Source organism: Mesorhizobium sp. BR1-1-3 (assembly GCF_020165455.1).
GTDB classification, from domain to species: Bacteria; Pseudomonadota; Alphaproteobacteria; order Rhizobiales; family Rhizobiaceae; genus Mesorhizobium; species Mesorhizobium ciceri.
In genome coordinates this window covers 429,459-452,929 of the sequence record NZ_JAIUIC010000002.1, presented here as the reverse complement: position 1 = coordinate 452,929, position 23,471 = coordinate 429,459, and the positions used below count along the sequence as shown (strand labels likewise).

21 protein-coding genes are annotated in these 23,471 nt (G+C 59.3%); 19 read left to right on the top strand and 2 right to left on the bottom strand.

The annotated features are described in order from the left end of the window. The 12 genes from LB559_RS06475 to LB559_RS06420 all read left to right on the top strand — a co-directional run bounded on the left by LB559_RS06475 (position 1) and on the right by LB559_RS06420 (position 11,407). The gene (locus tag LB559_RS06475) at positions 1-2,703 is read left to right on the top strand and encodes a virulence factor SrfC family protein (protein WP_126070479.1); all 2,703 of its coding nucleotides are present in this window, start codon (positions 1-3) and stop codon (positions 2,701-2,703) included. Next, positions 2,700-3,659 carry a hypothetical protein gene (locus tag LB559_RS06470; RefSeq protein WP_095775720.1) on the top strand — a complete coding sequence of 320 codons (960 nt, stop codon included), beginning with the start codon at positions 2,700-2,702 and terminating at the stop codon, positions 3,657-3,659. The genes LB559_RS06475 and LB559_RS06470 overlap by 4 nt, the downstream gene beginning before the upstream one ends. Before the next feature lie 62 nt (positions 3,660-3,721). Further along, complete coding sequence (locus tag LB559_RS06465; RefSeq protein WP_224673598.1) at positions 3,722-4,465, top strand: PAN domain-containing protein; 744 nt, start codon at positions 3,722-3,724, stop codon at positions 4,463-4,465. Positions 4,466-4,617: 152 nt separating this feature from the next. Then, the gene (locus LB559_RS06460; protein ID WP_224673597.1) at positions 4,618-5,403 is read left to right on the top strand and encodes a PAN domain-containing protein; all 786 of its coding nucleotides are present in this window, start codon (positions 4,618-4,620) and stop codon (positions 5,401-5,403) included. Positions 5,404-5,406: 3 nt separating this feature from the next. Continuing rightward, entirely contained in the window at positions 5,407-6,585 is a 1,179-nt protein-coding gene (locus LB559_RS06455; protein ID WP_126070481.1) for a glycoside hydrolase family 3 protein, read from the top strand. A gap of 28 nt (positions 6,586-6,613) precedes the next feature. Beyond that, entirely contained in the window at positions 6,614-7,252 is a 639-nt protein-coding gene (locus LB559_RS06450) for a PAN domain-containing protein (protein WP_164548780.1), read from the top strand. A gap of 133 nt (positions 7,253-7,385) precedes the next feature. Beyond that, positions 7,386-7,979, top strand: a complete 594-nt coding sequence (locus LB559_RS06445) for a PAN domain-containing protein (RefSeq protein ID WP_164548781.1) — start codon at positions 7,386-7,388, stop codon at positions 7,977-7,979. A gap of 36 nt (positions 7,980-8,015) precedes the next feature. Further along, positions 8,016-9,008 (top strand): PAN domain-containing protein, encoded by a 993-nt coding sequence (locus LB559_RS06440; protein WP_224673596.1) that lies wholly within the window; start codon positions 8,016-8,018, stop codon positions 9,006-9,008. Positions 9,009-9,354: 346 nt separating this feature from the next. Continuing rightward, positions 9,355-9,759: a hypothetical protein gene (locus LB559_RS06435; RefSeq protein WP_126070483.1), complete on the top strand. Its 405-nt coding sequence runs from the start codon at positions 9,355-9,357 to the stop codon at positions 9,757-9,759. Between the two features lie 41 nt (positions 9,760-9,800). Then, positions 9,801-10,082, top strand: a complete 282-nt coding sequence (locus LB559_RS06430; RefSeq protein WP_126070484.1) for a hypothetical protein — start codon at positions 9,801-9,803, stop codon at positions 10,080-10,082. A gap of 58 nt (positions 10,083-10,140) precedes the next feature. Then, positions 10,141-10,464 (top strand): hypothetical protein, encoded by a 324-nt coding sequence (locus LB559_RS06425; protein WP_126070485.1) that lies wholly within the window; start codon positions 10,141-10,143, stop codon positions 10,462-10,464. 256 nt (positions 10,465-10,720) lie between these two features. Continuing rightward, positions 10,721-11,407 carry a hypothetical protein gene (locus LB559_RS06420; RefSeq protein WP_126070486.1) on the top strand — a complete coding sequence of 229 codons (687 nt, stop codon included), beginning with the start codon at positions 10,721-10,723 and terminating at the stop codon, positions 11,405-11,407. Positions 11,408-11,580: 173 nt separating this feature from the next. Here LB559_RS06420 and LB559_RS06415 read toward each other — a convergent pair whose 3' ends face one another. Then, on the bottom strand, positions 11,581-12,759 hold the full coding sequence (locus LB559_RS06415; RefSeq protein ID WP_142886635.1) for a helix-turn-helix transcriptional regulator: 1,179 nt from the start codon (positions 12,757-12,759) through the stop codon (positions 11,581-11,583). Between the two features lie 992 nt (positions 12,760-13,751). Here LB559_RS06415 and LB559_RS06410 point away from each other — a divergent pair. Further along, a complete protein-coding gene (locus LB559_RS06410; RefSeq protein WP_126070487.1) occupies positions 13,752-14,375 on the top strand; it encodes a hypothetical protein in 624 nt (207 codons plus the stop codon). 278 nt (positions 14,376-14,653) lie between these two features. Here the strand turns inward: LB559_RS06410 and LB559_RS06405 are convergent, their stop codons facing one another. Continuing rightward, positions 14,654-15,979 carry a hypothetical protein gene (locus tag LB559_RS06405; RefSeq protein ID WP_126070488.1) on the bottom strand — a complete coding sequence of 442 codons (1,326 nt, stop codon included), beginning with the start codon at positions 15,977-15,979 and terminating at the stop codon, positions 14,654-14,656. A gap of 335 nt (positions 15,980-16,314) precedes the next feature. Here LB559_RS06405 and LB559_RS06400 point away from each other — a divergent pair, with 335 nt between their 5' ends. The 6 genes from LB559_RS06400 to LB559_RS06375 all read left to right on the top strand — a co-directional run bounded on the left by LB559_RS06400 (position 16,315) and on the right by LB559_RS06375 (position 23,119). Next, positions 16,315-17,592, top strand: a complete 1,278-nt coding sequence (locus LB559_RS06400) for a dsDNA nuclease domain-containing protein (protein WP_126070489.1) — start codon at positions 16,315-16,317, stop codon at positions 17,590-17,592. Further along, complete coding sequence (locus LB559_RS06395) at positions 17,589-18,197, top strand: hypothetical protein (protein WP_126070490.1); 609 nt, start codon at positions 17,589-17,591, stop codon at positions 18,195-18,197. The genes LB559_RS06400 and LB559_RS06395 overlap by 4 nt, the downstream gene beginning before the upstream one ends. Then, complete coding sequence (locus LB559_RS06390; RefSeq protein WP_126070491.1) at positions 18,194-20,146, top strand: hypothetical protein; 1,953 nt, start codon at positions 18,194-18,196, stop codon at positions 20,144-20,146. The genes LB559_RS06395 and LB559_RS06390 overlap by 4 nt, the downstream gene beginning before the upstream one ends. 857 nt (positions 20,147-21,003) lie before the next feature. Then, positions 21,004-21,669, top strand: coding sequence for a thermonuclease family protein (locus LB559_RS06385; protein WP_224673595.1), 666 nt, complete (start codon positions 21,004-21,006; stop codon positions 21,667-21,669). 10 nt (positions 21,670-21,679) lie between these two features. Then, complete coding sequence (locus LB559_RS06380; RefSeq protein WP_095775707.1) at positions 21,680-22,285, top strand: BRCT domain-containing protein; 606 nt, start codon at positions 21,680-21,682, stop codon at positions 22,283-22,285. A gap of 186 nt (positions 22,286-22,471) precedes the next feature. Beyond that, complete coding sequence (locus tag LB559_RS06375) at positions 22,472-23,119, top strand: hypothetical protein (RefSeq protein ID WP_126070493.1); 648 nt, start codon at positions 22,472-22,474, stop codon at positions 23,117-23,119. The last annotated feature ends 352 nt before the right edge of the window (positions 23,120-23,471 follow it).

Here is a 23,471-nt window from a genome sequence, read left to right as displayed (position 1 = left end):
ATGCGTAAAGAATTGAAGAAGACCTGCGACACGGCGCTGAAATCGGCGCAGGACGGTCTTGCCTGGATAGGAGCCGCCGCGAACGCGGAGCGGGTCGGCAGCACGCGCCTGATCGCCGAGCAACAGCTCAGGAAGTCCATAGTCGCCACCCGGAAGGCGATGCTGGCCATCGACCGCCCCATGTGCGTCGGGGTGTTCGGACCCAGCCAGGCTGGCAAGTCCTATTTGGTGTCGGTCCTGGCCCGCAACGGAAGCGCGCCCTTGATGGCCCGTTTCGGCGATCTCGGGCGTGAGGTCGACTTCATCCGGGAGATCAACCCCGGCGGCGACCGAGAGTCGACCGGGCTCGTCACCCGCTTTTCGGTCCGGGAAGAGCCAAGTCCTGCGGGCGCGCCCGTCGTGCTGAGGATGCTGAGCGAAACGGACGTGGCCAAGGTGCTGGGCAACAGCTTCTTTCTTGACGGGGACGCGAAGAAACGCGCGCCGCTGACTTCCGACGCCGTCCTGTCCGCTCTTGAACAAGCAAAAAGCCGGGCGAGGCCGCAGGCAGCTTCGGATGGCCTGACAGAGGAGGACGTGTGGGACCTTCAGGAGTATTTCGAGAAGCAGTTCGCAGGCCTGGCCAACATCGAAACGCTGGGGGCCTACTGGGAGGAAGCGGCCTTCCTTGCCTCCCGGCTCTCCATTGCCGACCGCGCCGACCTCTTTTCCGTGCTATGGGGCGGACTGCCGGAATTCACCGATCTCTACGTTGAACTCGTCACCGCCCTCGAAAGCCTCGGGTTCGCCAAGGACGCCTACTGTCCCGTCGAGGCGTTGGTTCCCCGGGAAAGCAGCATCATAGACGTAGAGACTCTGCGGGGGCTCGGAAAACCCGGCCAGGACGAGCTGCTGATAAGGCCAATGAAGGGATCGGCGGTTTCATTGCCGAGACCTGTGATCACCGCATTGGTGGCTGAACTGCGGATAGCGATATCGGAACAGCCATGGCCCTTCTTCGAGCATACTGACCTCTTGGATTTCCCGGGAGCCCGCAGCAGGCAGAAAGTCGACCTTCAGGCCTTCATCGAGGGCAACCCCGACGCGCTCAAGGAGCTCTTCGTCCGGGGCAAGGTCGCCTACCTCTTCGACCGCTACGTGGCGGAGCAGGAACTTTCGAGCATGCTGCTCTGCATCAAGCCGTCGAACCAGGACGTGGCGACCCTTCCCGACATGATCGACGACTGGATCCGGACCTCGCACGGGGAGAGCCCGCTCGACCGCGCCCGGACCGAGACCGCGCTGTTCCTGGTGCTGACGATGTTCGACATGCACTTCAGCGAAAAGGCGGGCGAGGAGGGGCAGAGCCTGGCGGATCGTTTCAGCGCGCGCCTGGGCGCCTCGCTGACGCGCTTTTTCGGCAAGGCCCACAAGTGGCCGTTCGAATGGATGCCGGACAAGCCTTTCAACAACTCCTACTGGCTGCGCAACCCGAACTTCAAGGCAGAGTCCCTGATCAAGTACAAGGGCGGCACCGAGATCGAGATCCTGCCCGACAAGGTCGCGAAGGTCGCCGCCATGCGGGAGGCGTATCTTGAAGTCAGTGAAGTTCAGCAGCATTTCCGGGAGCCGGCCAAGGCCTTCGACGAGGCCCTTAGGCTGAACGATGGCGGCGTCAGCTATCTGGCGGAAAACCTCGCGGCCATCTGCCGCCCCGAGATCAAATACGGACAGATACGGGGCCGCGTCGGCAACATTGCCCACGATATCCGCCGCGTGCTCGCTCCGTATTTCATCGAGAGCGACATCAACAAGCGCATTGCCGAGCGCCGTGAGGTTTCCGACCAGATTCTCGCAAACCTCACCGAGGTCTGGGAACGGGACCACTTCGGAACCGCCATGAAGATGCTGCAGATATCGCAGAACGGAATCTCCGAACACCTTCACATCGAATACGGCAACCGCCTCAAGCGCCAGAACGCGCCGGAGGAAGGTTCCGAAGGGCGAGCCGAAGCCGCGGCGAAAAAGCGCCCGACCCCGCCGCGCCCGGGAGCCCCTCCCTTGCCCGGCAAGAAGAAGGTGGCCGCAGCCGCGGTTTCCTCCGGGGGAGCGGTTTCGCAGAAAGCCTTGCCTCGCGAGACCTATCTCGCCCGCTCGGCCATCAGGCATTGGACGGACAGCCTCTTCGCCCTCGCGAGAAACGACAATGCGCTGCAGGCCATTGGCCTCGGCCAGGAGTCCGCAAGCGAACTGGTAGCCGAACTGACTGCCGCAGCCCGGCGGTCGGGCCTCGAAGCACGCATAGCCGCGGATCTCGCCAAGCTATCGGGAAGTTCGGTCGAGCGGTCCGATGTCCTGCTCGAAAAGGCTGGCTTTCTCGCAACGAGCCACATCAACCGTTTCGTCAGCACGCTAGGCTTCGACGCGATGCCCGAGAATAAGCGGCCACTTGCTCCAGACGGCACTGAGAACGGCGAAGTCAGGGTGTTCGCGCGCCGTCCGAGCGTTTCCGACTGCGACGGCCTTGGCGTGGAGCGGCGGAACTTCTCCTACCTCGCGCTCTCGGAATGGATGTACGCCTTCCACCAGGCGGTCACCGACAACGTCCTCTCGGGCGAAGGGATCACCATCAACGTCGAGGAGAACGAGCGCCTGAGAGCCATCCTGGACGTGCTTGATGACTCGGCGCCGCTGCTTGCCACGCCCGCTGGGACGGTTCGATGAACAAGGTTGCCGTCAAAGTCAGCGAGGACGAGACACGCCTGTTCGGGCATGCCCTGATCACGTTCCCGCAGGAATTGGGCAGCTCCCAAAGGGTGCGGCTGTCGATTATGCGCAAGTCCAAGGACGCTCCCTATCTTGGCGGCGCCGGTTGGCAGGCGCGTCCGGCAACCGTAGATGCGGCGGTGGTCAGCCGCGGCGCTAATTCGGCCACGGTAGTTGTCGGACCCGAGGTCTGCGACCAGATTCCGGTCGACCTGCAGGTGAAGATCGAAGTCGAAGGCCATGACATAGAGGGGAGCGCTTTCTGGCCGCCGATCCCGCCCAGCCCGGGGGCTTGGTCACAGGAACTGACCCCTTTCAAGACAGCGTCCCCCCAAGCCATAGAGCGGGAGATGGAAGAGGCTGTCGAACAGGCCGTGGAGCTCCCTCGGGCGGCGGAGCCGCCGAAACCCCAGCCTGTGACCCCGCCGCCGAAGTCGAAGTGGCGGTTCCTGTACCTCCTGATCCCGCTGGCGCTGCTCGTGGCGGGCGGAGGGTACTACATCGCCGACAGCAGGGGCTGGTTCAACAAGCCCGAGCCTTTGCTCGCGCGTTTCGAGAGGCTGAAGCTGACGGACACCAACGGCGCTGAACTGTTCGCCCTGAGCGGCGAGGCATACCGGGAAGGCGACGGCGGAATTGGCTTGCAGGCGATTAATCTTGCGATGGAGCGGGGCAACAAGGACGCGAAACTCGAAATCGCGCGCTGGTACGATCCAGGTTCCTTTGACCCCGCCAAAGCCGATCGAGCCGACGCCAACAGGGCGGCCAGGGCCTATTTCGAGCTGTCGATAGAAGGCCAGACAGCGGCCAAGGAACTGCTCCGTTCCCTCTGCGCGAAGAGCGCGAGTTCGCCCCAGGATCCTGCGTTCAGCGGGTTCCTGAGGGACACTTACTGCGAGGGGACGCTGGAATAATGATCGAAAATAACAATGTCCGGCAAATGCGCCGCCTATGGAACCGTCAGAGGGACAAAAGCATGCTGAAGAGCAGCTTAGACAAGTATTTTCTCCCCTTCAGGGGGTGCATGGCCGCTGTGGCTGCCACAATGCTGCTAGGCCTGACCCTGTCGGCGGTAGCACAGGAAAGCTCAACGGCCAACGAGCTTTTCAACTACCCGGACACCGTGCTGAACGGGATCGTCAGCGCCCAGTTTTCCAAGCCGATGGAAGAATGCCGGAAACTCTGCGAGGCGCGTTCCGGATGTCAGGGGTTTGACCACTCTCAAAAGGACGAGTGCCGCCTGTTCGCAAGCGTAGGAGGCGGACGCGTGAACGTGGGTTCGACCGCGGAAACGCGAAGCCTGCTTTCGAACTACACCGATCCAACAAATCCTCCGCTAGCCGCCAGGCTGGCGAAGCTCAAGGAGACGGACGCGGACGGCCATGAGCTCTTCGCCCTGAGCAAGGAGGCTTTCAAGCGCGGAGACCGGAGCGTCGGGCTGCAGGCGATCAATCTCGCAATGCAGAGAGGCAATCAGGACGCGAAACTCGAAATGGCGAAATGGTACGATCCAAGGACTTTCGCCCCGGACCGCGTCGACGCGATCGACTCCAATAAGGCGGCGCGTTCGTATTTCGAGCTCGCGCTGGAGGGCAATGCGCAAGCCAACAACCTGCTGAGTTCGCTTTGCCTCGACGCCAGCGACACGGGTTCGAGCCACGCCAACGCATACGAGAATTTCCTTCGCACCACCTACTGCGAAGGATCGATCAGTCCTTGACCCGGCCGCGCTTTCGTATCGGTTTCACGGGCTGGGCAAGGGGGGAAGCGGGAATGCGGCAGGGGGGTCGTCGGTTGCGCATGGCCGCGGCGGGGATAGCGTCGTCCTTGCTTCTGCTGTCAATTTCGCTTGCGATGCCCGGAATCGCCCCAATGGCGTCAGCACAGGAGTCTGGCGGCGAATTCCTCGACTATCCAGGGACGGCGCTGAGGGGAAGCGCCAGCGCCGAGTTTCGGCGGCCTTTGGACGACTGCCGCCAAATCTGCCAGGAACGTTCCGGCTGCGCCGGCTTCGACCATTCCTCCGTGACCAATCTCTGCCGCTTGTTTCCAGCAGTCGCGTCAGCGCAGTCCGATCCGCTCTCGACGGGTGGCGCGCGCCAGAAGATTCCAGGCTACCGCGATCCCGCCAACGCCGAGTCCTGGTACTACGCGTCCTTCAGCGGCGTTGACCTCTGGGGCGGGGATCTCGTGACGAAAGGCCTGGATGCGCCCAATGCCGAAAGCTGTTCGGCCCTGTGCGACAGCCGAACCTCCTGCCGAGCGTTCACCTACAACCAGGAAGTGAACCGATGCTTCCTGAAATCCGGCTTCGATTTCGTGCAGTCCTACCCGTTGGGACGGTCCGGCCTCTATTTCAAGGCAAAGCCATCGGCCCCTCCTCCGACCTTGAATGCCGATTGGGAGCTTTTCACCACGAGCGGCCTCATTGGAAACAGCATGGAGTCAGCTGCCATCTCGTACCAGGAATGCATGCAGCAATGTAGTTCGGACGGCGGCTGCGGCGGATTCACCTGGGTGACCGCGCGTCCCAACCGATGTTTCCTGGTCAACGGGACAAACCTCTACCCGGTGCGGAAAAAAGGCATGACGTCGGCGCGAAAAAACAGCCGGACGGTCACTCCCGACTTCGTGCGTGCTGTCGCTCCGAGGGACTGAAACATGCCGCTGCGGATCACGTCTTGCATCGCCTTCGCCTGCGCCCTCTTTGGCCTTTGCGCCCCGCTGAAGGCTGACCCGGTCCCGTCCCATATGCCGAACGCGCAGCGCAGCGTCCTCGACGACGCCACTCTGCGCCAGATGATAGGGCAGATGGTGCTTGTTGGCTTCCTCGGCAGCGAACCGGACGCCGACGGCTACGCGAAGGTCGTCACGCAAGCGAAAGAAGGAAAGATAACAGGCGTCATCTATCTCGGGCGCAATATCGACAGCCTGAACCAGGTGCGGCGACTGAACGAAGGCCTGCAGCGGTTCGCGGCAACCCCGCTGCTGATCGCGGTCGACCAGGAGGGTGGCCGCATCCAGAGGCTCACGGGCGCCATGGGGTTCAAGGAGACTCCAAGCGAGTCGACTGTGGCCAAGTCAATGAGTCCCGCCAAGGCCGCCGCGGTGTACCAGAACCTCGCTTCCGCTCTTTCCGACCTGGGGTTCAACCTCAACCTGGCTCCGGTCGTCGACCTCAACGTCAACCCGGCGAACCCCATCATTGGCAAGCTTGGCAGGAGCTTTTCCGCCGATCCTCAGACGGTCGAGACATACGCGAAGGTTTTCATCGAAGCGCATCGGTCGAAGGGAGTGCTGACGGCCTTGAAACACTTCCCGGGACACGGTTCCAGCACCAAGGACAGCCACAAAGGCATGACCGACGTTTCCAAGACATGGAGCGACAAGGAACTTCTACCCTACAGGAACCTGATCGCGTCGGGAGATGTCGACATGGTCATGTCCGCCCATGTGATAAATGACAAGCTGTCCTTTTCGGACCAAATCCCATCCTCGCTTTCCCGCGCGACGTTGACCGGGCTGCTGCGGGACAACATGCACTTCAAGGGCGTGGTCATCAGCGACGACATGCAGATGCAGGCCATTACCGACAACATAAGCTTCGAGGACTCGGTGCTGCGCGCCGTTCGGGCAGGGAACGACATCCTGATATTCGCCAACGACAAACATCCAGACCCCCTGGTCCCGGAAAAGGTCGCCGCCCTCCTGTCTGAAGAAGCTCGCAAAGACCCGGAAATGCTCGAGCGGATACAGAAATCCTATGAGAACGTCATGCGCCTGAAAAAGAAGCTGGCCCCGGCCATGTCCCAGGAAACGACCATTGTACAGGAGCGGTAGCGCTCGCGCGCCCAGGCAAGGAGGCAGCATGCTGGCGTATCGTCTTCGTCACTGTACAGCGGGACTTCTTTTGGGAATGGCAGGCGCGGTTGCAGCTCTCCTGCCGCCGACCGGGATTCGGCCAGCGAACGCACAGTCGGCAGAAGAGTTCTTCGATTACCCGCAGACCCTCCTGAACGGAGCCGTCAGCGCTACGGTCAGCGTGCCGGCCGGGTCGTGCATGAAACTGTGCGTAGCCCGCACTGGATGCGTCGGCTTCGACCACTCGTCGTCCGACGGACTTTGCAGGCTGTTCTCGAGCGTGGACGGTGCGGAGGAAAGCCAGCCAGGCGTCGCCGGCACCCGGAGTCTCGTCACGGGTTACCGTCCGCCAGCCAATCCGCCGGTGCAGGCTCCATCGCCCAAGCCAGCGGAGGCGGAGGCGCCTAAGCCTCGGGATGCGCCCTCTCCGAAGTCGGCCGAGGCCCCGAAAAGCGCGCGAAAGAACGGCGTTCGCAAATCTGCGCCGCCTTCCGTCGCGCCCAAGCCCAAGCCGCCTGCCGCCGCGCCGCCTTCGCCGCAGCTTAGAAAGCCTGCCGCGAAGCAAGGCGGCCGATTCAAGATGTGCACGACTGTAAGAGGCGTTTTCCAAGTGCCGGCGAACGAAGTCTGCTCGCCTGGCATGTGAATTCGAGCGGGCGCGCGATCAGGAGGACCACGAAGTGAGGTTGCGACAATTCGAATGGCTTGTCAGGCTCATCGCCGTTCGTCCGCTCCGCAAAGACCGTCCCCGCGACAGGGCCGCCGGACTGCTCTTGAGAGTGGCAGCCGCAATTGCGGCTGCAGTCGTTCCGTCGGGCGGATTACGGCCTGCGAACGCCCAATCGTCCGAGGAGCTGTTCCGTTATCCGCAGACCCTCCTGCGCGGGACCGTCAGCGCCACGGTCAGCGTGCCGCTGGAGGCCTGCAAGGTATTCTGCTCGGCGCGGTCAGGCTGCCTCGGCTTCGATTACTCGTCGTCGGACCAAATCTGCAGGCTGTTCGCGAGCGTCGGCGGCGCGACCCAAAACCAGCAATATATCGCCGGAACCCGAAATCTGGTCACGGGTTACCTTCCGCCGGCCAATCCGCCTGTCCCGGCTCAAACGAAAGCACCGCCGGAAGCCAAGAAGCAGGAATCCACATCGCAGAAAGCGCGGGAGCCTGCGCCGATCGTCCGCGCGAAGCCGAAACGGGAAAAGAAACGCGAGACGGCAAGACCGCGGCCGCCAGCAAAGCCAACGCCAGTACCAGCGCCGGCGGCGCCAGCCCCGGCGGCACGTCAGTCCAAGTTCCGCATCTGCAACAATCATTTCGGGACCTTCTCGGTGCCCGCATCCCGGAGATGTCCGGTGAGCGGCCCCGGGAGCTTTTGAGGTCCTGTTCGGGAAAGCGGCGGAGAAAGGCAACCAATGTCACAGATGAACAACCGGCGGATGCGCCAGGTATCCGAGCCACCAGCCGACATGCGTTTTCCTGGTCCGCGTACGTTCGCGACCCGCATTCTCCGCCAATGCTTTTATGACAGGATCGCAGGCCTTCTCTTAGCCGTGATTGGCGCAATCGCGGCTGCTGTCATCCTGCCGTCCGGAGTTAGACCCGCCAGCGCGCAATCGACCGAGGAACTCTTCCGCTACCCGCAGACATTCCTGAACGGGGTCGTAAGCGCGACAGTCAGCGTGCCGCTGGACTCCTGCAGCAACCTTTGTGCAGCGCGCTCGGGATGTGCCGGCTTTGACCATTCGTCGGATGGCGGCGTCTGCAGGCTGTTCGCGAGCGTAGCGGGCGCTGGGCAAAGCCAAGGACATACGGCCGCCACCCGCAGCCTTGTCACTGGCTACCGCCAGCCAATGAATCCGCCTGCCCCTCCGCAGGCTTCCGAACCGTCGCCGCAGCCTGTCCCGCCGGAGCAAGAGGCAGTGGCCGTAATGCCGCCCCCTGCCACGTTCACGCGTTTCCTCAACAGGGATCTCAAAAGCGAAGCGGCCGAGACGCGTCAAACGGAGAGCGTAGAACAATGCGAATCCATGTGCCGAACCTCAGGAGGCTGGTGCAAGGCTTTCACTTACGACGCATGGAACCGGAAGTGCTTCCTCAAGGAGCGGCCTGGCCAGCTCTCGATGAACGCCCGCGCCACCAGCGGCGTCGTGTCGGGGAGTGAAACCCCCTCCGCTTCGGGCTCGGCTGTCTATTTCGAGTATTTCAACGGCAAGGCTTTTTCGGGGAACGGATTCCGGGTGCTTGCTGCCCGCAGCCGCGACGAGTGCGAACGGGATTGCTCGTCACAGGACCAATGCATCGCTTTCGGATTCACCCAGTCACAGAAGCGCTGCGTCCTGTTCGACCAGCCGGGTGAGTATTCAAGCAGCCGGGGAACTGACAGTGGCGCAAAACGCCAAGATTGATCAAGAGGCAAGCCGGGGCTGTCCTACTGGAACCGCAAAGGACTCCACGCCCTAAACGCACGGCTGCTACTGGCAGCTCCGGATCGCACCTGCCACAACGACCCACTTGGCGCCATCACAAGCCTCCGCGTCCATGAGGCAACCGCACTCCTCAATCTACCCCGCGCCAGCCTCACGTTCTGTTCGCAAGTCGATGCCCGAATATCAAGTTATCGGCACCTTCGAAGCCACTTTCTACTCGGAATGAGCCGGAAATAAAATAGTTCCGCAGACTGTCTCCCCCGAACGAGGGATGTTTCGGCCCTATGGAACTGCTCAACTCCTTGACGCATAGGGGGCGGGCAAAATGGCCAGGAGCAATGTTGAAACTTCAGGACATGCGAGAACACGGCACGGGCAGCCCGTTGCTTACATAGTCTGCGCCGGGCTGGCGATAGCCTTCTATTCGAATGTTCCTGCCGTAGCGGGCGAGCTGACACTCTCCTGCCTACTTATGAAAGACGTCAACGGCAACGATCTGAAGAATCCGCCAAACCTGACGATGACCGTCGACGTCGATGCGCGATCGGTGCTGTTGATGGGCGCTGAGCCGCAACGAGACGTGGCGATCTCCAAATCGACGATCACGTTCACGAGGGCCAACAGCCTGTTTTCGATCGATCGCGGAACGGGCCGAATACAGATCATCGACAACGGAGACCCGAGTAAGATCGTGACGGGCGTTTGCCAACCGACTGAAAACAAGTTCTGAGACAGACACCACCCGATCGAAACATGACGGAGATCAGTTCCATGCTTAGACTACTCATCCCGACGCTGCTTTTGGTGTCGATCATGGCAGCCATGTCAATCCAAGCCTATGCGGGGAGCTGTGGTGCCGAGGTCAACCGCGTCTTCGAGCTCAAGCAATATTACGACTCGGTTCCAAGTTCGAATCGGGCTGAAAAGCGGAACGCTGCCCAGGCTCTGGAAGAGCAGCAAGCTCTCGCAGTCGAATGTGCGCACAACGAAACAAACAATTCTGAGCCGGATCAATTCACGACGAAAATGCGAAACAACTATAAGGTTAACTGACACACACCGCATCCGATGCCTTTGGCAACATCGGAAACCATAGTATGGAGATTGAACGATGTTAAAATTGTCGACGTACGCGGCGCCGCTATTAGCTGTATTGCCTCTTGTCGTCGGTTTTGCGCAAGCAGCAAGAGCCGACGAGGCATGTACCGATGAGGAACTTACTCGCAAGATTCAACCCACGGTCGATCTCATAAACTCCCGCTTGGGCGAAGGCGTCTGCGTCGGAGCCCGGGATGGCGTGCTGCTATTCTCGACATCGCTTGGCCTGTTGGAAAATTGCACGAAGGACTCCGCAGATCTCAAGAGAATGCGGGCTACGTTCAGAAAGAGCCTGAACGAAGCCCGGGAAGAAGAAGCAGGTGCGTGCTCTCAGTAGCGAGAGCGGGGGAATGAACCAATCGAGAGTGCGTCGGGCCCCCTTGCTCTAACGAAGCTACTCTCTCGTTTTGAATGATCGGGTGCCGATATCGAAGGTTTTTGAGAGCAAGCTCCAACTGGTCGATATCTATTGCATTTAGGCGCCATAAAGAGCGCAACATGCCATTCAGTCATGAGGCAAGTTTGGCTTTAACGACCTCTGGCGTGTGTAAAAAGATTGGGCTTTTCCGAGACTATATAGGGGAGGATGGCGTATGAAAAACCTCAAGAGTTCGTCCGTTTGCACAGTGGTGTTCGCTGCCTCGATGATTTCGATGTCCAGTTCTTTGGTCCAAGCGGCCGAGTGCGATTTCAAGAAGCCAATCGGGGTATGCACTGGAACGATCAAGGTTGGAAAAACGGCCGGCTCCAAGAAGAGCTTCACCACAACTCTCTATGTGAAAAGCTCTGCAGGAGCCTGCTCGAAAGTGGAATACTTCGTAGATAGCACCCCTTACCAAACGGTTCTCAATAATTCCAACTCGGATACGGAGAGTGTATTTGGCACCAAGCCAACCATCAAAAGCGATGTAGAGGTCGAAAAGTGCACCGCATACGCGATCAAGGGTAAGGATGTGGTCGGAGAGGAAACGTCGACGTCAGGGCAACAAAGCTTTGCGGGCCACTGGACCGGAAGCTTGAGGTGGATGATCGTTTCCAGTCCCGCCACGGTCGATATCGCTGTCCAAGGTAGTTCCGCGAGAGGGACTTGGGTTGATGGCAAGTCACATGTCACTACCAATTTTTCGACCACGATCAGAAGCAACAGACTGTCATTTTCGTTCACCGATCAAAGTGGCGCACCGTCGCAGGGCGTAATCGTTTTCCAGTCGAATAATGCGGCCACGTTTAAAGTGTCAGGCTCTGGAATCGAGTTTGTAGGCAAGCTGCGCAAGGAGTAGCGTAGGAGTATCGGCAACTTAGAGGGATTGGTCGAGTTGGGGGTTAGGCGCGAGGTGCAGGCCCGTCATCGAAAGTGCGCGGAGGAACGGTCGAAATTTAAGACATGTGCTTTCGGCGACTCTAAGTGCAGCTCCAAAGAATAGCCGTGGAAGGGCACCAGTGGGATAGCCTCTCAATCGTCGACAGAAAACTGCCTGCCGGCAGCTGCACGGCTTGTAACCAGCGTGACGACATCTCTCTGTTTGGAGGTGCCAGTCTTAGCGAAGATCGACTTGAGGTGAGATTGGACGGTCGACCGCGAAACCCCACGCCGATCGGCGATTTCCGACAGGGTGCCGCCGCGTCCAAACTCTAGAATGAGGCCGACTTCGGCTGTAGTAAGCCCGAAATGTCGACGCAGATCGTCAACTACTATTGACGCGTCTTGGCTTGCGCGAGGGCGGATAATGACCAAGGACACCGTTCTTGGAGCGAAAATCGACAAGAGTCCTGCTGGCAGCGCACTTGTTTGCTCTATAGCCATCGGCACGCACGTAATGATGTACCCTCCCGATCGGGTGTTGACGATCAAATCGTTCGGCCTAGCCCGGTCCTGAAAAACAGCACAGCAATCTCTGACAAGCCGGACGAAGGCCGCATTCGCCTCCGAGTCCTTGATCTCTACTTTGTCCTTCGCCTTAACCAACAAAACCCGGGCATCGGTTAAAACCTGGTTTGCTGGCACGTTGGACGCCAGAAGTCGACAATCTTGATCAACGACCATTGCCGCGTCGACGAGTTGGTCAATTAGCCCACGTCCTCCTGGGAGGTGAAACGTTGGGTTGGCGAGGCGGTTTAATTCGAGCGCGGTTCGCAGGGCAGGAACAACGGTCTGAAGCAAGGCTAGACTTCGAGCATGGATCTGCTCATGATGCCGGAAATCATGATGCACGGCCAGAACCGCATATCGATCGCTGTGCGCTGCAAACTTCAGAGCCGTGGCTCCATCGCACTCACGCTCCGGATTCACAAGATCAGTAAAGAATTCCGTCTTCCTCAACAATTCGTCAGGATATAGTTCTGATGAGCTTTTGAACGACGACATATGCATCGCGTTCGTACCGCTGGTCCAGGGATTAAGCTTCCAATAATGATCACCGTAAGCCTGAATGGTTTTGTCGTTGAAGCCTGAATAGACAACCTGATGCACAACGGTGCTTTCTTTCTCCACCACCTGAAACAAGATCTTTGATCCAGGGATAAAGCGCTGCAGCGCGCCGGCGACGTCAGCCCAGCGATTTGCATCACAGGCTGCAGCGTTGATGACCGTGTTGAGTTCTGCAATCTGAGACTGTTTTTCACTCGACGCCATGATCGCTCGCATTGGGGCCGTCTGAAGTACTCATGGACGCTCCATGGTAGGAGGTCTGTAAGCAATCGAGATGTAAATTTTCTTTCTCGGTCTGGCTAACACCATCTCCCTCCGAAACTCGTTGGCAAACGTGGCACAAGCGTCGATGGGTTGCCAGCCTTTGCATGAAGTCTGCACCATTTAACACTTCTAACGGCTCGACATCCCCCGTTTGGGGGAAGCAGCCGATCCTCCATCTGCTAGTCGTCCGCTGGTAGATTTCGTCGACAAAGACGGCGCTGCATGGGGGATCTATGTCCAACTCGCTTACTCATCATCTTTCGTATTTCATCGCTACTCATCGAGTGAGAATTAAGTCGCTATTGGTGGCAGGCATTGTTATGCTCACAGGTTGCGCGGTATCGGGGGCACAAGTACTGGCGCCTTACCGACTGGCGGATGGAACAAGGCTTCAGGACGTTGTGACGATAGGCGCTGACAAGACCGGCACCGCGCCTGTAGTGACACACGTCAAGACATTCAGGATTGGCGAACGCGGAGGCGCGGCTCTTGTTGCGGAGGGGGCCGGCTCCGGTGCGGGTCTTGGCACCGTCGTCGTTGGTGCAACGGTGGCAGGCGTCACAGGAGGAGTAACGGGCGGGCTCATCGCCAAAGCGGTTCGTTACCGTTCCAATTCGTCGTCGAGCGCATCATGCTCAGAGCCCGCCAACGCCCAGACGCCTACATGTCTGTGTCAAGCAAATCCAAGGCTTCCTGGCTGCGAAATGCCCTTCAGCCTGTTGGGGATGGAAGTGGATCCCTTAGCAGACCACCGTTGGGAAACTGATAGTCCGGGGGAGATCGCACACTGCGATGCAGGCTGCACCGCGGGTCACGGATTAGCGGGATGGCGCGCGCATCACGCGAGAACCGATTCACCTGCCGTCTGAGGACTCTAGACTCTTCGAGCCGACCCTGATTTTCTAGCTACCGGGCAAGTGGGAGTAATGACGATGCGTTATTTTCAAGGAATTGTTTGTTCTCTTTTTATCGCGATTGCCAATGCCCCTGCGATAGCAGCGGACTGTGATTTCAATCAGAAAATCGGCTCCTGTGCGGGCACGATCGAAGTTCTGAGCACCTCAGGATCTAAGAAGAGCTACGCTGCTGAGCTGATGATTCACAGTTCTGCTGCAACATGCTCACGAGTCGAATATTATGTGAACAGCACGCCCTACAGAACAGTATTGGGTGGTTCCAACTCGGAGCCGGAGAGCCTTTCGTCCACGTCGCCGATCCAGCCAAAAGATGTGAGCGTCGGCCGCTGTACCGCGTATCTTGACAGAGACACTGCAGATGGAAAGGCTCAAGAGGAAAACAAGAAGGCGGCGGATATGTCAGCAGGCCTTCACGCCTGCGCCGTCGACTACTGCAATAGCTTTTTTTCCAGGGCTCCAAGCTTCAACGTTCACATGACGGTGAGTTTATCTCAGTGCATCGCTCGGGATGAGGCATACAAAGCCATTTCCGATCTCCAGGCATCGCTAAACAAATGGCTAGCCTCAAGCGAAGGAGACCCGTTTCAAGACCTGAGAGTGAACCTTTTCCGTTGCAAAATATCTGCCGAGGGAGGTTGACCCCCGGCAGCAGCGTTACTTGCCCCACGGATTTTACCGATAACTGGGCGCAGCTGCTGGGCAGCCTCTTTTTGCTGATTGTGCCTCCCCCCAGGTCGCTCGCATCGACAAGAAGATCCCGCCATCGTTGAAGCTCGCGGACCTGATCATCATCGCCGGGCTTCGACCCCATTGCGTCCTTTCCTGTCTCCCTTACGAGGTGGCGCTTTGAGCGATTCCGACCGATGTCATGCGCAATCCGAATAACTGCTTCGGCTAGCCCGTCTTACTAGAGAGCGTCACAGCCGGGCCTCGCGCTTCTCGATTTTCCGTTCGTGCAGCAGATCGAAGATGCACCCCTGTTGGACCTGCCAGATGCCTTCATCAGTCGGCATGGCGATGTCACCATTGGCCGTATGACGGAATGCCGGGATCAAGAAATTGCCGCTGACATTTCCTTTAATACTTTGACCGAGCATTCGAACGTGCGCTTCCGCCCGTACGACCGTTGTCTGAGACACCGAGAGCATATCGAACTCAACGAGTTGCACATGCTCCACATCTGCTCGCATACGCCCTGCGAGATGCCCATGTTTCTGCTGTGTAATGTTGACGGCTCGCTTCGCCATGAGGCCGAAGTTCCTGGTCTGCCAGCCAGCGAGGAATTCCCGGAACGCAAACGGAGGCTCGTCCTCCGCCATGTCCCCGGCGAATGGCCCCTCCCACTGGCGAGGCACGAACGCTTCGATAGACGCCCGGTCCGCGCGGTTCTTCTGCACCGATGTAGAGATGTCGCCCCAGTTTGTGGATCGTCGCGCCTGGTCTTTCGCCCGTCGCGCCTCCTCGTCCCGTTTGTCTGCCGCCCAATCGACCAACGCGATCATCAGCATCCAAGCCTTCCCGCAGACTGTACGATTAGCGTATCCCAGCGACCGGCCGTGAAGGATGCCGTGCCGAAGCGGCACGGACAGTGCATCGTCGCTCGACTTGCGCACTCCCTTCGTAATCCGCTCGATCGCCGCTGGCAGCGAAGAAGAGTGAGCTACCATCGAGTCGAACAAACTCAGGTCTGCATTTTTTTCGAACGGAGAGGTTCCCAGCACATCGGACGCAAAACCATCGCAGGCTATCAGGACTAGCGGAACTGCGGACCAGTAGCGGCCTTCTTCGGTCAGCGCGACTGCCTCGCGCAGCTGATGCCATCGACCGTGCACATCGCCGAAAGACTTGCTCCGTGTGATGGCGAAGAGGTTGATGATCTCTGGGTCTAGTACCCAGTCAATTAGGACCTCTTCCCCCGAATCCGTATCACCTTCTCTATGCTTCTCCAATGCAACACGCATCGCGTCCACCGACATGGATGAGGTCGCGAACCAACTGCGTTCTGCGAATACCGCGTTAAAGCGGTCGGGAAGATTGACGATTTCGGATTGGGCGAGAAGCTGATCTGCACTGTCCACAACTTGCTTCGCCTTGTCACCTCCAAAACCCGTCTTGAGGGCTAGCTTCGCTAGAAAACGCCCCGCTCGCACTGCAGGGAGCGCGGCCGAGAGTTCCTCCGTAGATGGCAGATCAGCAATTCGGTTGTACTTCTTCGCCATCTCAGCCGCAGCTTTCGCTTCCATCTTGTCGGTGTCTGGCCGCCAGCATAAACGTCCGTAAAAAAAGTAACAACGACCGGTATCCGTCCGCATAATTGCTGCCACCAACTGACGGTCGGAATATCAGCCATTGCGTGCTTTCAGGCTGAGCCGGGCACCTACCAAATCCCATCGAACATTCGACGAGTTGTGATCGCTTGAGGGGCGCAAGCGACATCCGCGACGCGGCGTTTCAGATAATTGCGGCGCGATACCAGATAAAGCGGCGTGTGTACCGTTGTAGGAAAAGTGAAATCTGATTAGAATTATCTGCGCGGGAGGGCGACTAGTTATGCTTCAAAAAATCCGGTTCGTTTCGGTTGAGTAGCGGCGACATTCAAGTACAGGAAGTCACAGTCCCTGCTCGGCTGGAAAATACTGCCAGCAGGGATCCAGGCGACGAAACTGAACGCAACTTTCGCTACCAGCATCAGTATGGCGTGGTGATTCTGGCAGCGGTGCGGCGCGGCACGCTCAACTACATCGCCCTGTATTGTGAACACCACGAAGACTTCCTGGCCGAACGGCCCGATGGCCTCTTCGACGGCTACCAGATCAAGACATCAAGACCTGAAAACGGTGCTTGGACGCTTGCGTCCGCCGCCCTCACCAAGTCGATCGGCCGCTTCGTCGATCTCGTGACTGCATTTCCCGGCCAGGTCGGGAAGTTCGTATTCGTGTCTAACTCCGACGTGGATTCGGTTACACCGGCCAGCACGGACGACAAGCGTCGCGGCCGTTGCCCCCGCCTCATGCTGGACCACGTGAGATCCTGCAGCGAAGCCGACGGGATACAGCCGCCATTTCGGAACACCTTCGGCGCCTTGGCGGCGGAGCTCGGCGCGGAGAAAGCGCATCTCTTCGAAGTGTTGCGCCGGCTCGAAATCGTCAAAGGCCCCTCGCGTGAAGAATTCGATGCAGCACTCGCTCAAGAACATATCGGCGGACTAAGCGAATGTGCGCACCTCGCGCCGGATCCTCTCCGCGAGCTCTGCAACGACCTCGTCGCCCGATTCCACCGCGCCGCATCGCTGTATGTGGTCGACCCGGATCGTCACCTTGCGAAAGTTGCCTCGGGGACGATTGACGATCCGGTGATCACGGCCAAACGCATTATCATCGCTGATGTGGCTTTGGTCCCGGTGTCGAGGATCAGCGACACATTCCGCTACCAAGGCTCGCCGACCATCAGCCTCGGTCAAGTTCGGCCGAAGCGGATCTTGGAGCAGAAGCTGGCGCGCGGCGGCGTCGGCGCCCTGGTCGACTACATGAAGGCTCGCGAGCAGGCGGCAGAGTATCATTTTCTGGAAGAGCAGGCCAAGGATCCCGTGGCGGCGGCCCGCCAGCTACGACAAGTGGAAGAGGCGGTTCACGGAGAATGCCTAGAATCCTACATGGCGCTTCATACCCCCGGCGCACCATTCGGGCAGGCCATGTTCAATGAGGTGGCGACCCGTCTACGCAGCTTGGAGACCAAGCGGAAAGATTTGCTTGGAGGCGCGCCCTATGAACTGCTTATGGGAACCGCAGCGCTTTTGACCGACGATTGCCGCGTGTGGTGGAGCGACCGTTTTCAGATCGATGGAGGAGAAGGGTGAGCCTTTCCGTCCTCAAGGCCGCGGCTGATGCCGAGAACGCCGACGGTCTACATCTCGCCCGCCTGCTGGTGCTCCTGCGAAGCGCCGACAAGCGCGGCAAGAGTGCCCCGAAGCCAATCGAGGGCATAACCAAACTCGCAAAGTTGGACTTCCTGCTGCGATACCCGGTCTATCTGGAGCGGGCATTGGAGGCGCTAGACAAGTCGCCGGCCGACGCGGCGGTGCTGCCGCGAGAACGCACGACCGTCGAGACGAAGATGATCCGGTTCCGCTACGGGCCGTGGGACGGACGCTATCGGCGCTGGCTCAGCCTCCTATCATCTCGCGACCTCATTACCCTGTCATTCAGCGGCCGCAAGATCGAAATCGGCTTGACTGAACGCGGCCGCGCCCTGGCCGACGATCTAGCCAACCGTCCGACCTTCAAGGACTTCGAGACGCGAGGCGCCGTCTTGATGAAAGCGGTCGGCGCCATGTCGGCCACGAAACTCAAAGACTTCGTCTACGAGATCGTCCCGGAAATCGCTGGCATGAAATGGGGCGCTGAGATCGGCGCCAGCGACCCGGCGGCGGAGACTTCCGCTTTCAGTGGAGAGCGGCAATGAAGTTTAATCTCATATCCCTAAAACTGTCGCTGCGCCGTGCCGACGATCAGATCAACTTCTCAAAGCTAAGCTACTTCTGGGGGCAGATGGGTGCGGGCAAGTCGAGCATCGCCCGGCTGGTCGACTACTGTCTTGGGGGCACTATCCAGCTGTCCCCCGCGCTGCAGTCCGAGTTCGTCTCGGCGACCCTGACCCTTGAGCTTGAACGGGCTACGCTCAGCATTGAGCGGGCCCGGGACGCAGCCGACGTCTTTGCATCCTGGGAGGACGATCAAGGTCGCTATTCGATCGTCATCCCGTCCCGTGTGGCTGCCGGCGAGGTCATCCCGCAAACGGGCGTGGAGACCTTATCGGACTTAATATTCTGGCTATCGGAGATTAACCCGCCGCGTGTGCGCAAGAGCAAGACCAAGGCGGACAGCAAGATCGTTCGCTTGTCATTGCGCGACTTGCTTTGGTACTGCTACCTCGATCAAGACCACATCGACAGTTCTTTTTTTTACCTAGAAGAATCGGCGGAATTCTACATGCGGCTCAAGAGTCGCGACGTGATCCGCTACATCATCGGCTACCATGACGAGCGGGTCGCTGATCTGGAAGCAGAGCTCGATCAGCTCCGGGCGAATCGAACAGCGCGCGCTGCCTCGATCGATAGCCTATCCAGGGCATTGGCGGAGGTCGGCATTGAGTCGGAGGCTCAAGTGACAGAGCGCGAGTCGGGACTTCGCGCGTCGATAGTCAAGGTTACCGCAGAGCTGGAGGTGCTGCGCAAGGGGCGCCGCGAGGACCAGACCACTCATGCCATCGACGAGCTGGCGAAGACGGCCCGGAGCCTAGGGTCTGATATCGCCAAGCTCGACCTTAACGCCGAGGAACTCCGCGCCATGCGGGACCGTCACGTGCGGCATCGCAACGAAATCGATATGCTTAGCCTGAAATTCCGGCGCTCCGCGGAGGCCCGCGAAATCCTCGGGGACGTTGCCTTTAGCGCCTGCCCGAGATGCACCCAAGCCCTGCCTGCCCGCTCAGCACAATGCTGCGACGTGTGCGGTCGGGAAGATCTGGTCGACTTAGCCGATCCCGCCGAACTCGCAGCCCTTGAGGCCGATATCGCCAGCCGATACTCCGAGCTCAAGGACGCCGTCGCAGCGATCGACAATAATCTTGCCAGAATGCGGGCACAGCGGTCGAACTTGCTGCAGACCAAGGATAAGGCCGAAGCCGACATCAATCGCGCCATCGCCGAGCAGGACTCTGCCTTTCTGTCGATGAGCCTGCTGAAGGAACGCGAGCGCGCCACGCTAGAAGCCGAATTGGCGAGCTTCGCCTGGCTATTGCGCCTACCCGTTTTGCTGCAGCAGCAGCGCGAAGCTCTCGCCCAAATCGTCGCCCTAGAACAGTCGAAGCGCGAGGCGCTCAAACAGGCACGCAGCAAAGCAGAGGCGGATCGCACAAGCCTCGATCGTTTCGCCGGCTATTTCCTAGATTGCCTAGTTCTGTCCGGGGTACCGGGCATCAAGCGCAACGACCATGTCGAGTTGGACCCGCCCGACTTCTACCCGGCGATACTCAGCGCCGACCCCAGCGACCTCACCCGCTCGACATTCACCTCCCTTAGCAGCGGCGGCAAGAAGACCCTCTTCAAATGCTGCTTCGCGATCGCCCTGCACCGCATCGCGGCACAGCTTCACGCGCCTCTTCCCGAGCTCCTAATCGTCGACTCCCCGATGAAGAACATCAGCGAGCGGGAGAATAAGGCACAGTTCGAAGGGTTCTATCGACTGCTCTACCAGCTCAACGCTGGAGAACTTCGGCAGACCCAGTTCATCTTGATCGACAAGGAGTTCTTCCCGCCACCCGGCGACTTCGCTGCCGGCATCACGAACCGGCACATGCAGCCGGATAGTGACGTACACCAGCCACTGATACGCTACTACCGAGGCAAATAGCACGCTATCGCATTGAGAACCTTTCCCGGCTTGCGTCCGAATAGTCGTTATCGGATTGGAGAGCGACTACGACATGATCTGATCACTGGCGCACGACCCTCTCCTAGGGAGTGCTTGAGGCTACGCTTGCAAGGCTAAGACAGTAGCAATGTCAGCTTTCGGTAAGTCGTAGGTTTGGGTCGAACAGCCGGAATGAGGCGCAAAGCTGCCGTCGAAATCGGACCCGCGTACGCCGCGATCCATTGTCCGGAGGGGTTATCCAGACTAAACATTGTGGCTGATCAAACGGCTCGCCACGATCGCAGCTCGCTCGCATCCTCAGGAATGCTGACGCCAATTACGTAGCTCAACGAGACGCAAAACACCTGTTGGCAGTGGCCAAAGCGATCTTGAAGGCCATCTCGATTCCTGCGAGCTTCTCACGGTCAACGGAGGGCACACACCCATGGCACATAAAATGGCCCAAGTGCGCCGGTCGAAGACAATAACTAATAGCCTACGACTCCACACAATGCTGCGGCAGTTCCTAAGCTAGAGCATATTGGCTTCGGAACGAGCCTCGGCTCGGCACTGACACTTGTTGCGCTAGGGCAAGTGAAACCGTGATCTCCTAAGGGAATCATCAGCAAATAGGCTTCGCTAGACCTCTGATACATTTAGGAGCATTCTCCCGCTTGGGGAGATAGGGTGTGGATAGGTCTCGTTACGACAATCGTTCTAATCGCTGGCGCAAGCGCACTGGAGCAAAACGCTCTCGTGCACTGCGGTGGGCAAGTGTCCCGCGACGGTTGATTTTCGTCACCGCTGCTGCAGTCGGTGCCTTAGCTGCTCAGACGGTCATGATGCATAGTGACCGCTTGCCAGACCTGACCCCTGCGAACTGGATCGAGCCAAAGCCCGCCCCCATGACCGGCGTGGCGTCCGTCATTGACGGTGACACGATTGAGATCCGCGGCCAGCGCATTCGGTTCAGCGGGATCGATGCGCCAGAGAGCAAGCAATATTGCGACGACGCCAAAGGCTTCGAGTATCCATGCGGTCGGCGATCCGCCGAAGCGCTGGATAGCTTCCTCGCGGCCTCTAGGCCGTTGGCATGCATCTTTGTGACTTGGGATCGCTATCACCGCTTCGTCGGCGACTGCCGGCGCGCCGACGGCGCCAGCGTGGCCGCGTGGATGGTAGAGCATGGCCAGGCGCTCGATTGGCCGCACTACAGCAACGGCGCCTACGCGCCGCAGCAGGCAAAGGCCAAGGCGGCGAGACTTGGTCTATGGGTTGGCAAGTTCGACGCGCCTTGGGACTGGCGCGCATCGCATGGCGACGGCGCTGCGCCGTCGAGCCAGCCGCTCGGCATCATCAGTCGCAAGCTGGTCGCGCAAAGCCGCGGCCTTTCGTGCGAGCCCCGGCGATACTGCTCGCAAATCAGCTCCTGCGAAGACGCCCAATGGTACCTGCACAACTGTGCGTGGGGCCGCAAGCTGGATAGGGATGGTGACGGGGTAGCGTGCGAGACGCTTTGCTAGGGAGGGGTCCATGGATGACAAGTTTTACAACCGCGTCGGCGGCGATCGTATTTCTTCGCGGCAGATCGATGAGTTGATTGGGTTAGCGCGCGGCCTCGCTGCAGACGGAAGTATCAACAAGGCGGAAGTCGAGTTCCTTCAAAAGTGGCTGGCCGCCAATGTCGAGATTAGCGATCAGCCGATCGTCCGGACCTTGTACCGACGGGTCAATGAAATCCTTGCGGACGGGGTGCTCGATGCCGATGAACACACCGAACTTCTCGATACGTTGAACAGCTTCTCGAACCGAGATTTCGAACTCGGGGAAGTGTTGAAGCCGACCACCCTGCCCCTTTGCAATCCGCCTCCGAATTTGACCTTTGAAGGTCGGTCGTACTGTTTCACCGGGACGTTCAATTATGGCCAGCGAAAATACTGCGAGCAGGCCATAGCGGATCGTGGCGGCCGCGCCGGCAGTTTGACGCAAAAGACCGACGTGCTCGTGATCGGTGCCTACGCCACGGAGTCTTGGAAGCACTCATCGTTTGGCGACAAGATTTTCAAAGCGACCGCCTGGCGCGACGAGGGGTTGCCAATCTCGATTGTCGCCGAGAGCCACTGGGTCGGTTTTCTCTGACTTCGTCCGTTCGTTTGGCAGCGTCTCATACCATCAGCATCCTATTCGACCGAGGTGGAACGATGCGGCACAATGCGTTCAGCGATCAGATCCGCCTGTCTCGGCGATTTACAGGTCGCTTCTTTACGAGCGTGATCGCGCTCGCAGTTACAACGGCAGCTGGGTGCAGCTCCATAGACTACCAGAATGCTTACCACCGGTGAGATATCCGGCAGCTTGTTCGTGATGTGGGTCGGTGAGGGCAACAGTTCCGGTGACGGGAGTTTCCTGTTCGTGCCCGACCCTCAGGATCCCTTGATCTTCCACAGGGCAGATCCGGCAGCGCCAGGAAGCACGATCAAGCCGGGCCTCATGTACACGGACGGCGGCTCAATCCCGAAGATCGCGCAGGTCTTCAAAGGGCTGTCGCCTTGGGGCTACGCCCCAGCCTACATGATCCACGACTGGATCTTCATTGCGCATCACTGCATCGTTGACGGGAGCACGGAGAAGAGGTTCGATCAAGTTCGCGGGGTTGGCTTCGACGACTCCGCTGCGATCCTCGGTGAGGCAATCAAGGCGTTGATCGCGACGCGCCAAGTCGCGCCGAACGATGTCGCACCCACTGCCATCACGGCGGCGGTGGGAAGCGCGGTTGCCAAGAATCTTTGGTACGAGAAGGGAGCCTGCAAGTCGCTGCAGGTGAGTGCAAAAGACATTGCTTCCGCAGAGGCAGCGATACCGGGCGCCACATCCAAAGCTCAGAACCTGAGGACCTTCCAAGTACCAGAAGCCGTAATACCTTCGATCCGAGCAGTGAGGCCAGCGAAGATCATCGCTCGTCTGTCCTTCTGACCTGAGCGTCGAGCAAGCCCATGGCGGGCCGGCGTGCGGCGACCGACCGTCGAAACAGCCGTCATGGTGATCGTCATGAACTTAGCGCGAATGGCGGCCCTTATCGGAGAAGTCCGGTTTCAGCAGACGTCATTAACCAATTGAAATGGAGGTTTTGTGGTCTCGATCAATCGCGCCTGGTGGGAGCATCTCGCGCCAAAACCGATGCATCGCCGGTTTCACGAGGTTGAGACCTTGCTGCGCCAATGGTGTACCCGAGTGATTTAGACAAGGTCGAGCATGTTGAACGTCAGGCTGAAGATCGGCCGCCAGGATAGGGGCACAGCTCGGATGAGGAGCTGGTTGACTACGC

Bases quoted from the DNA above. Each gene is read 5' to 3' on its own strand.
- LB559_RS06475 (WP_126070479.1), top strand. From the start codon at position 1: ATGCGTAAAGAATTGAAGAAGACCTGCGACACGGCGCTGAAATCGGCG.
- LB559_RS06470 (WP_095775720.1), top strand. From the start codon at position 2,700: ATGAACAAGGTTGCCGTCAAAGTCAGCGAGGACGAGACACGCCTGTTC.
- LB559_RS06465 (WP_224673598.1), top strand. From the start codon at position 3,722: ATGCTGAAGAGCAGCTTAGACAAGTATTTTCTCCCCTTCAGGGGGTGC.
- LB559_RS06460 (WP_224673597.1), top strand. From the start codon at position 4,618: ATGGCGTCAGCACAGGAGTCTGGCGGCGAATTCCTCGACTATCCAGGG.
- LB559_RS06455 (WP_126070481.1), top strand. From the start codon at position 5,407: ATGCCGCTGCGGATCACGTCTTGCATCGCCTTCGCCTGCGCCCTCTTT.
- LB559_RS06450 (WP_164548780.1), top strand. From the start codon at position 6,614: ATGCTGGCGTATCGTCTTCGTCACTGTACAGCGGGACTTCTTTTGGGA.
- LB559_RS06440 (WP_224673596.1), top strand. From the start codon at position 8,016: ATGTCACAGATGAACAACCGGCGGATGCGCCAGGTATCCGAGCCACCA.
- LB559_RS06435 (WP_126070483.1), top strand. From the start codon at position 9,355: ATGGCCAGGAGCAATGTTGAAACTTCAGGACATGCGAGAACACGGCAC.
- LB559_RS06430 (WP_126070484.1), top strand. From the start codon at position 9,801: ATGCTTAGACTACTCATCCCGACGCTGCTTTTGGTGTCGATCATGGCA.
- LB559_RS06425 (WP_126070485.1), top strand. From the start codon at position 10,141: ATGTTAAAATTGTCGACGTACGCGGCGCCGCTATTAGCTGTATTGCCT.
- LB559_RS06420 (WP_126070486.1), top strand. From the start codon at position 10,721: ATGAAAAACCTCAAGAGTTCGTCCGTTTGCACAGTGGTGTTCGCTGCC.
- LB559_RS06415 (WP_142886635.1), bottom strand. From the start codon at position 12,759: ATGGCGTCGAGTGAAAAACAGTCTCAGATTGCAGAACTCAACACGGTC.
- LB559_RS06410 (WP_126070487.1), top strand. From the start codon at position 13,752: ATGCGTTATTTTCAAGGAATTGTTTGTTCTCTTTTTATCGCGATTGCC.
- LB559_RS06405 (WP_126070488.1), bottom strand. From the start codon at position 15,979: ATGGAAGCGAAAGCTGCGGCTGAGATGGCGAAGAAGTACAACCGAATT.
- LB559_RS06390 (WP_126070491.1), top strand. From the start codon at position 18,194: ATGAAGTTTAATCTCATATCCCTAAAACTGTCGCTGCGCCGTGCCGAC.
- LB559_RS06380 (WP_095775707.1), top strand. From the start codon at position 21,680: ATGGATGACAAGTTTTACAACCGCGTCGGCGGCGATCGTATTTCTTCG.
- LB559_RS06375 (WP_126070493.1), top strand. From the start codon at position 22,472: ATGCTTACCACCGGTGAGATATCCGGCAGCTTGTTCGTGATGTGGGTC.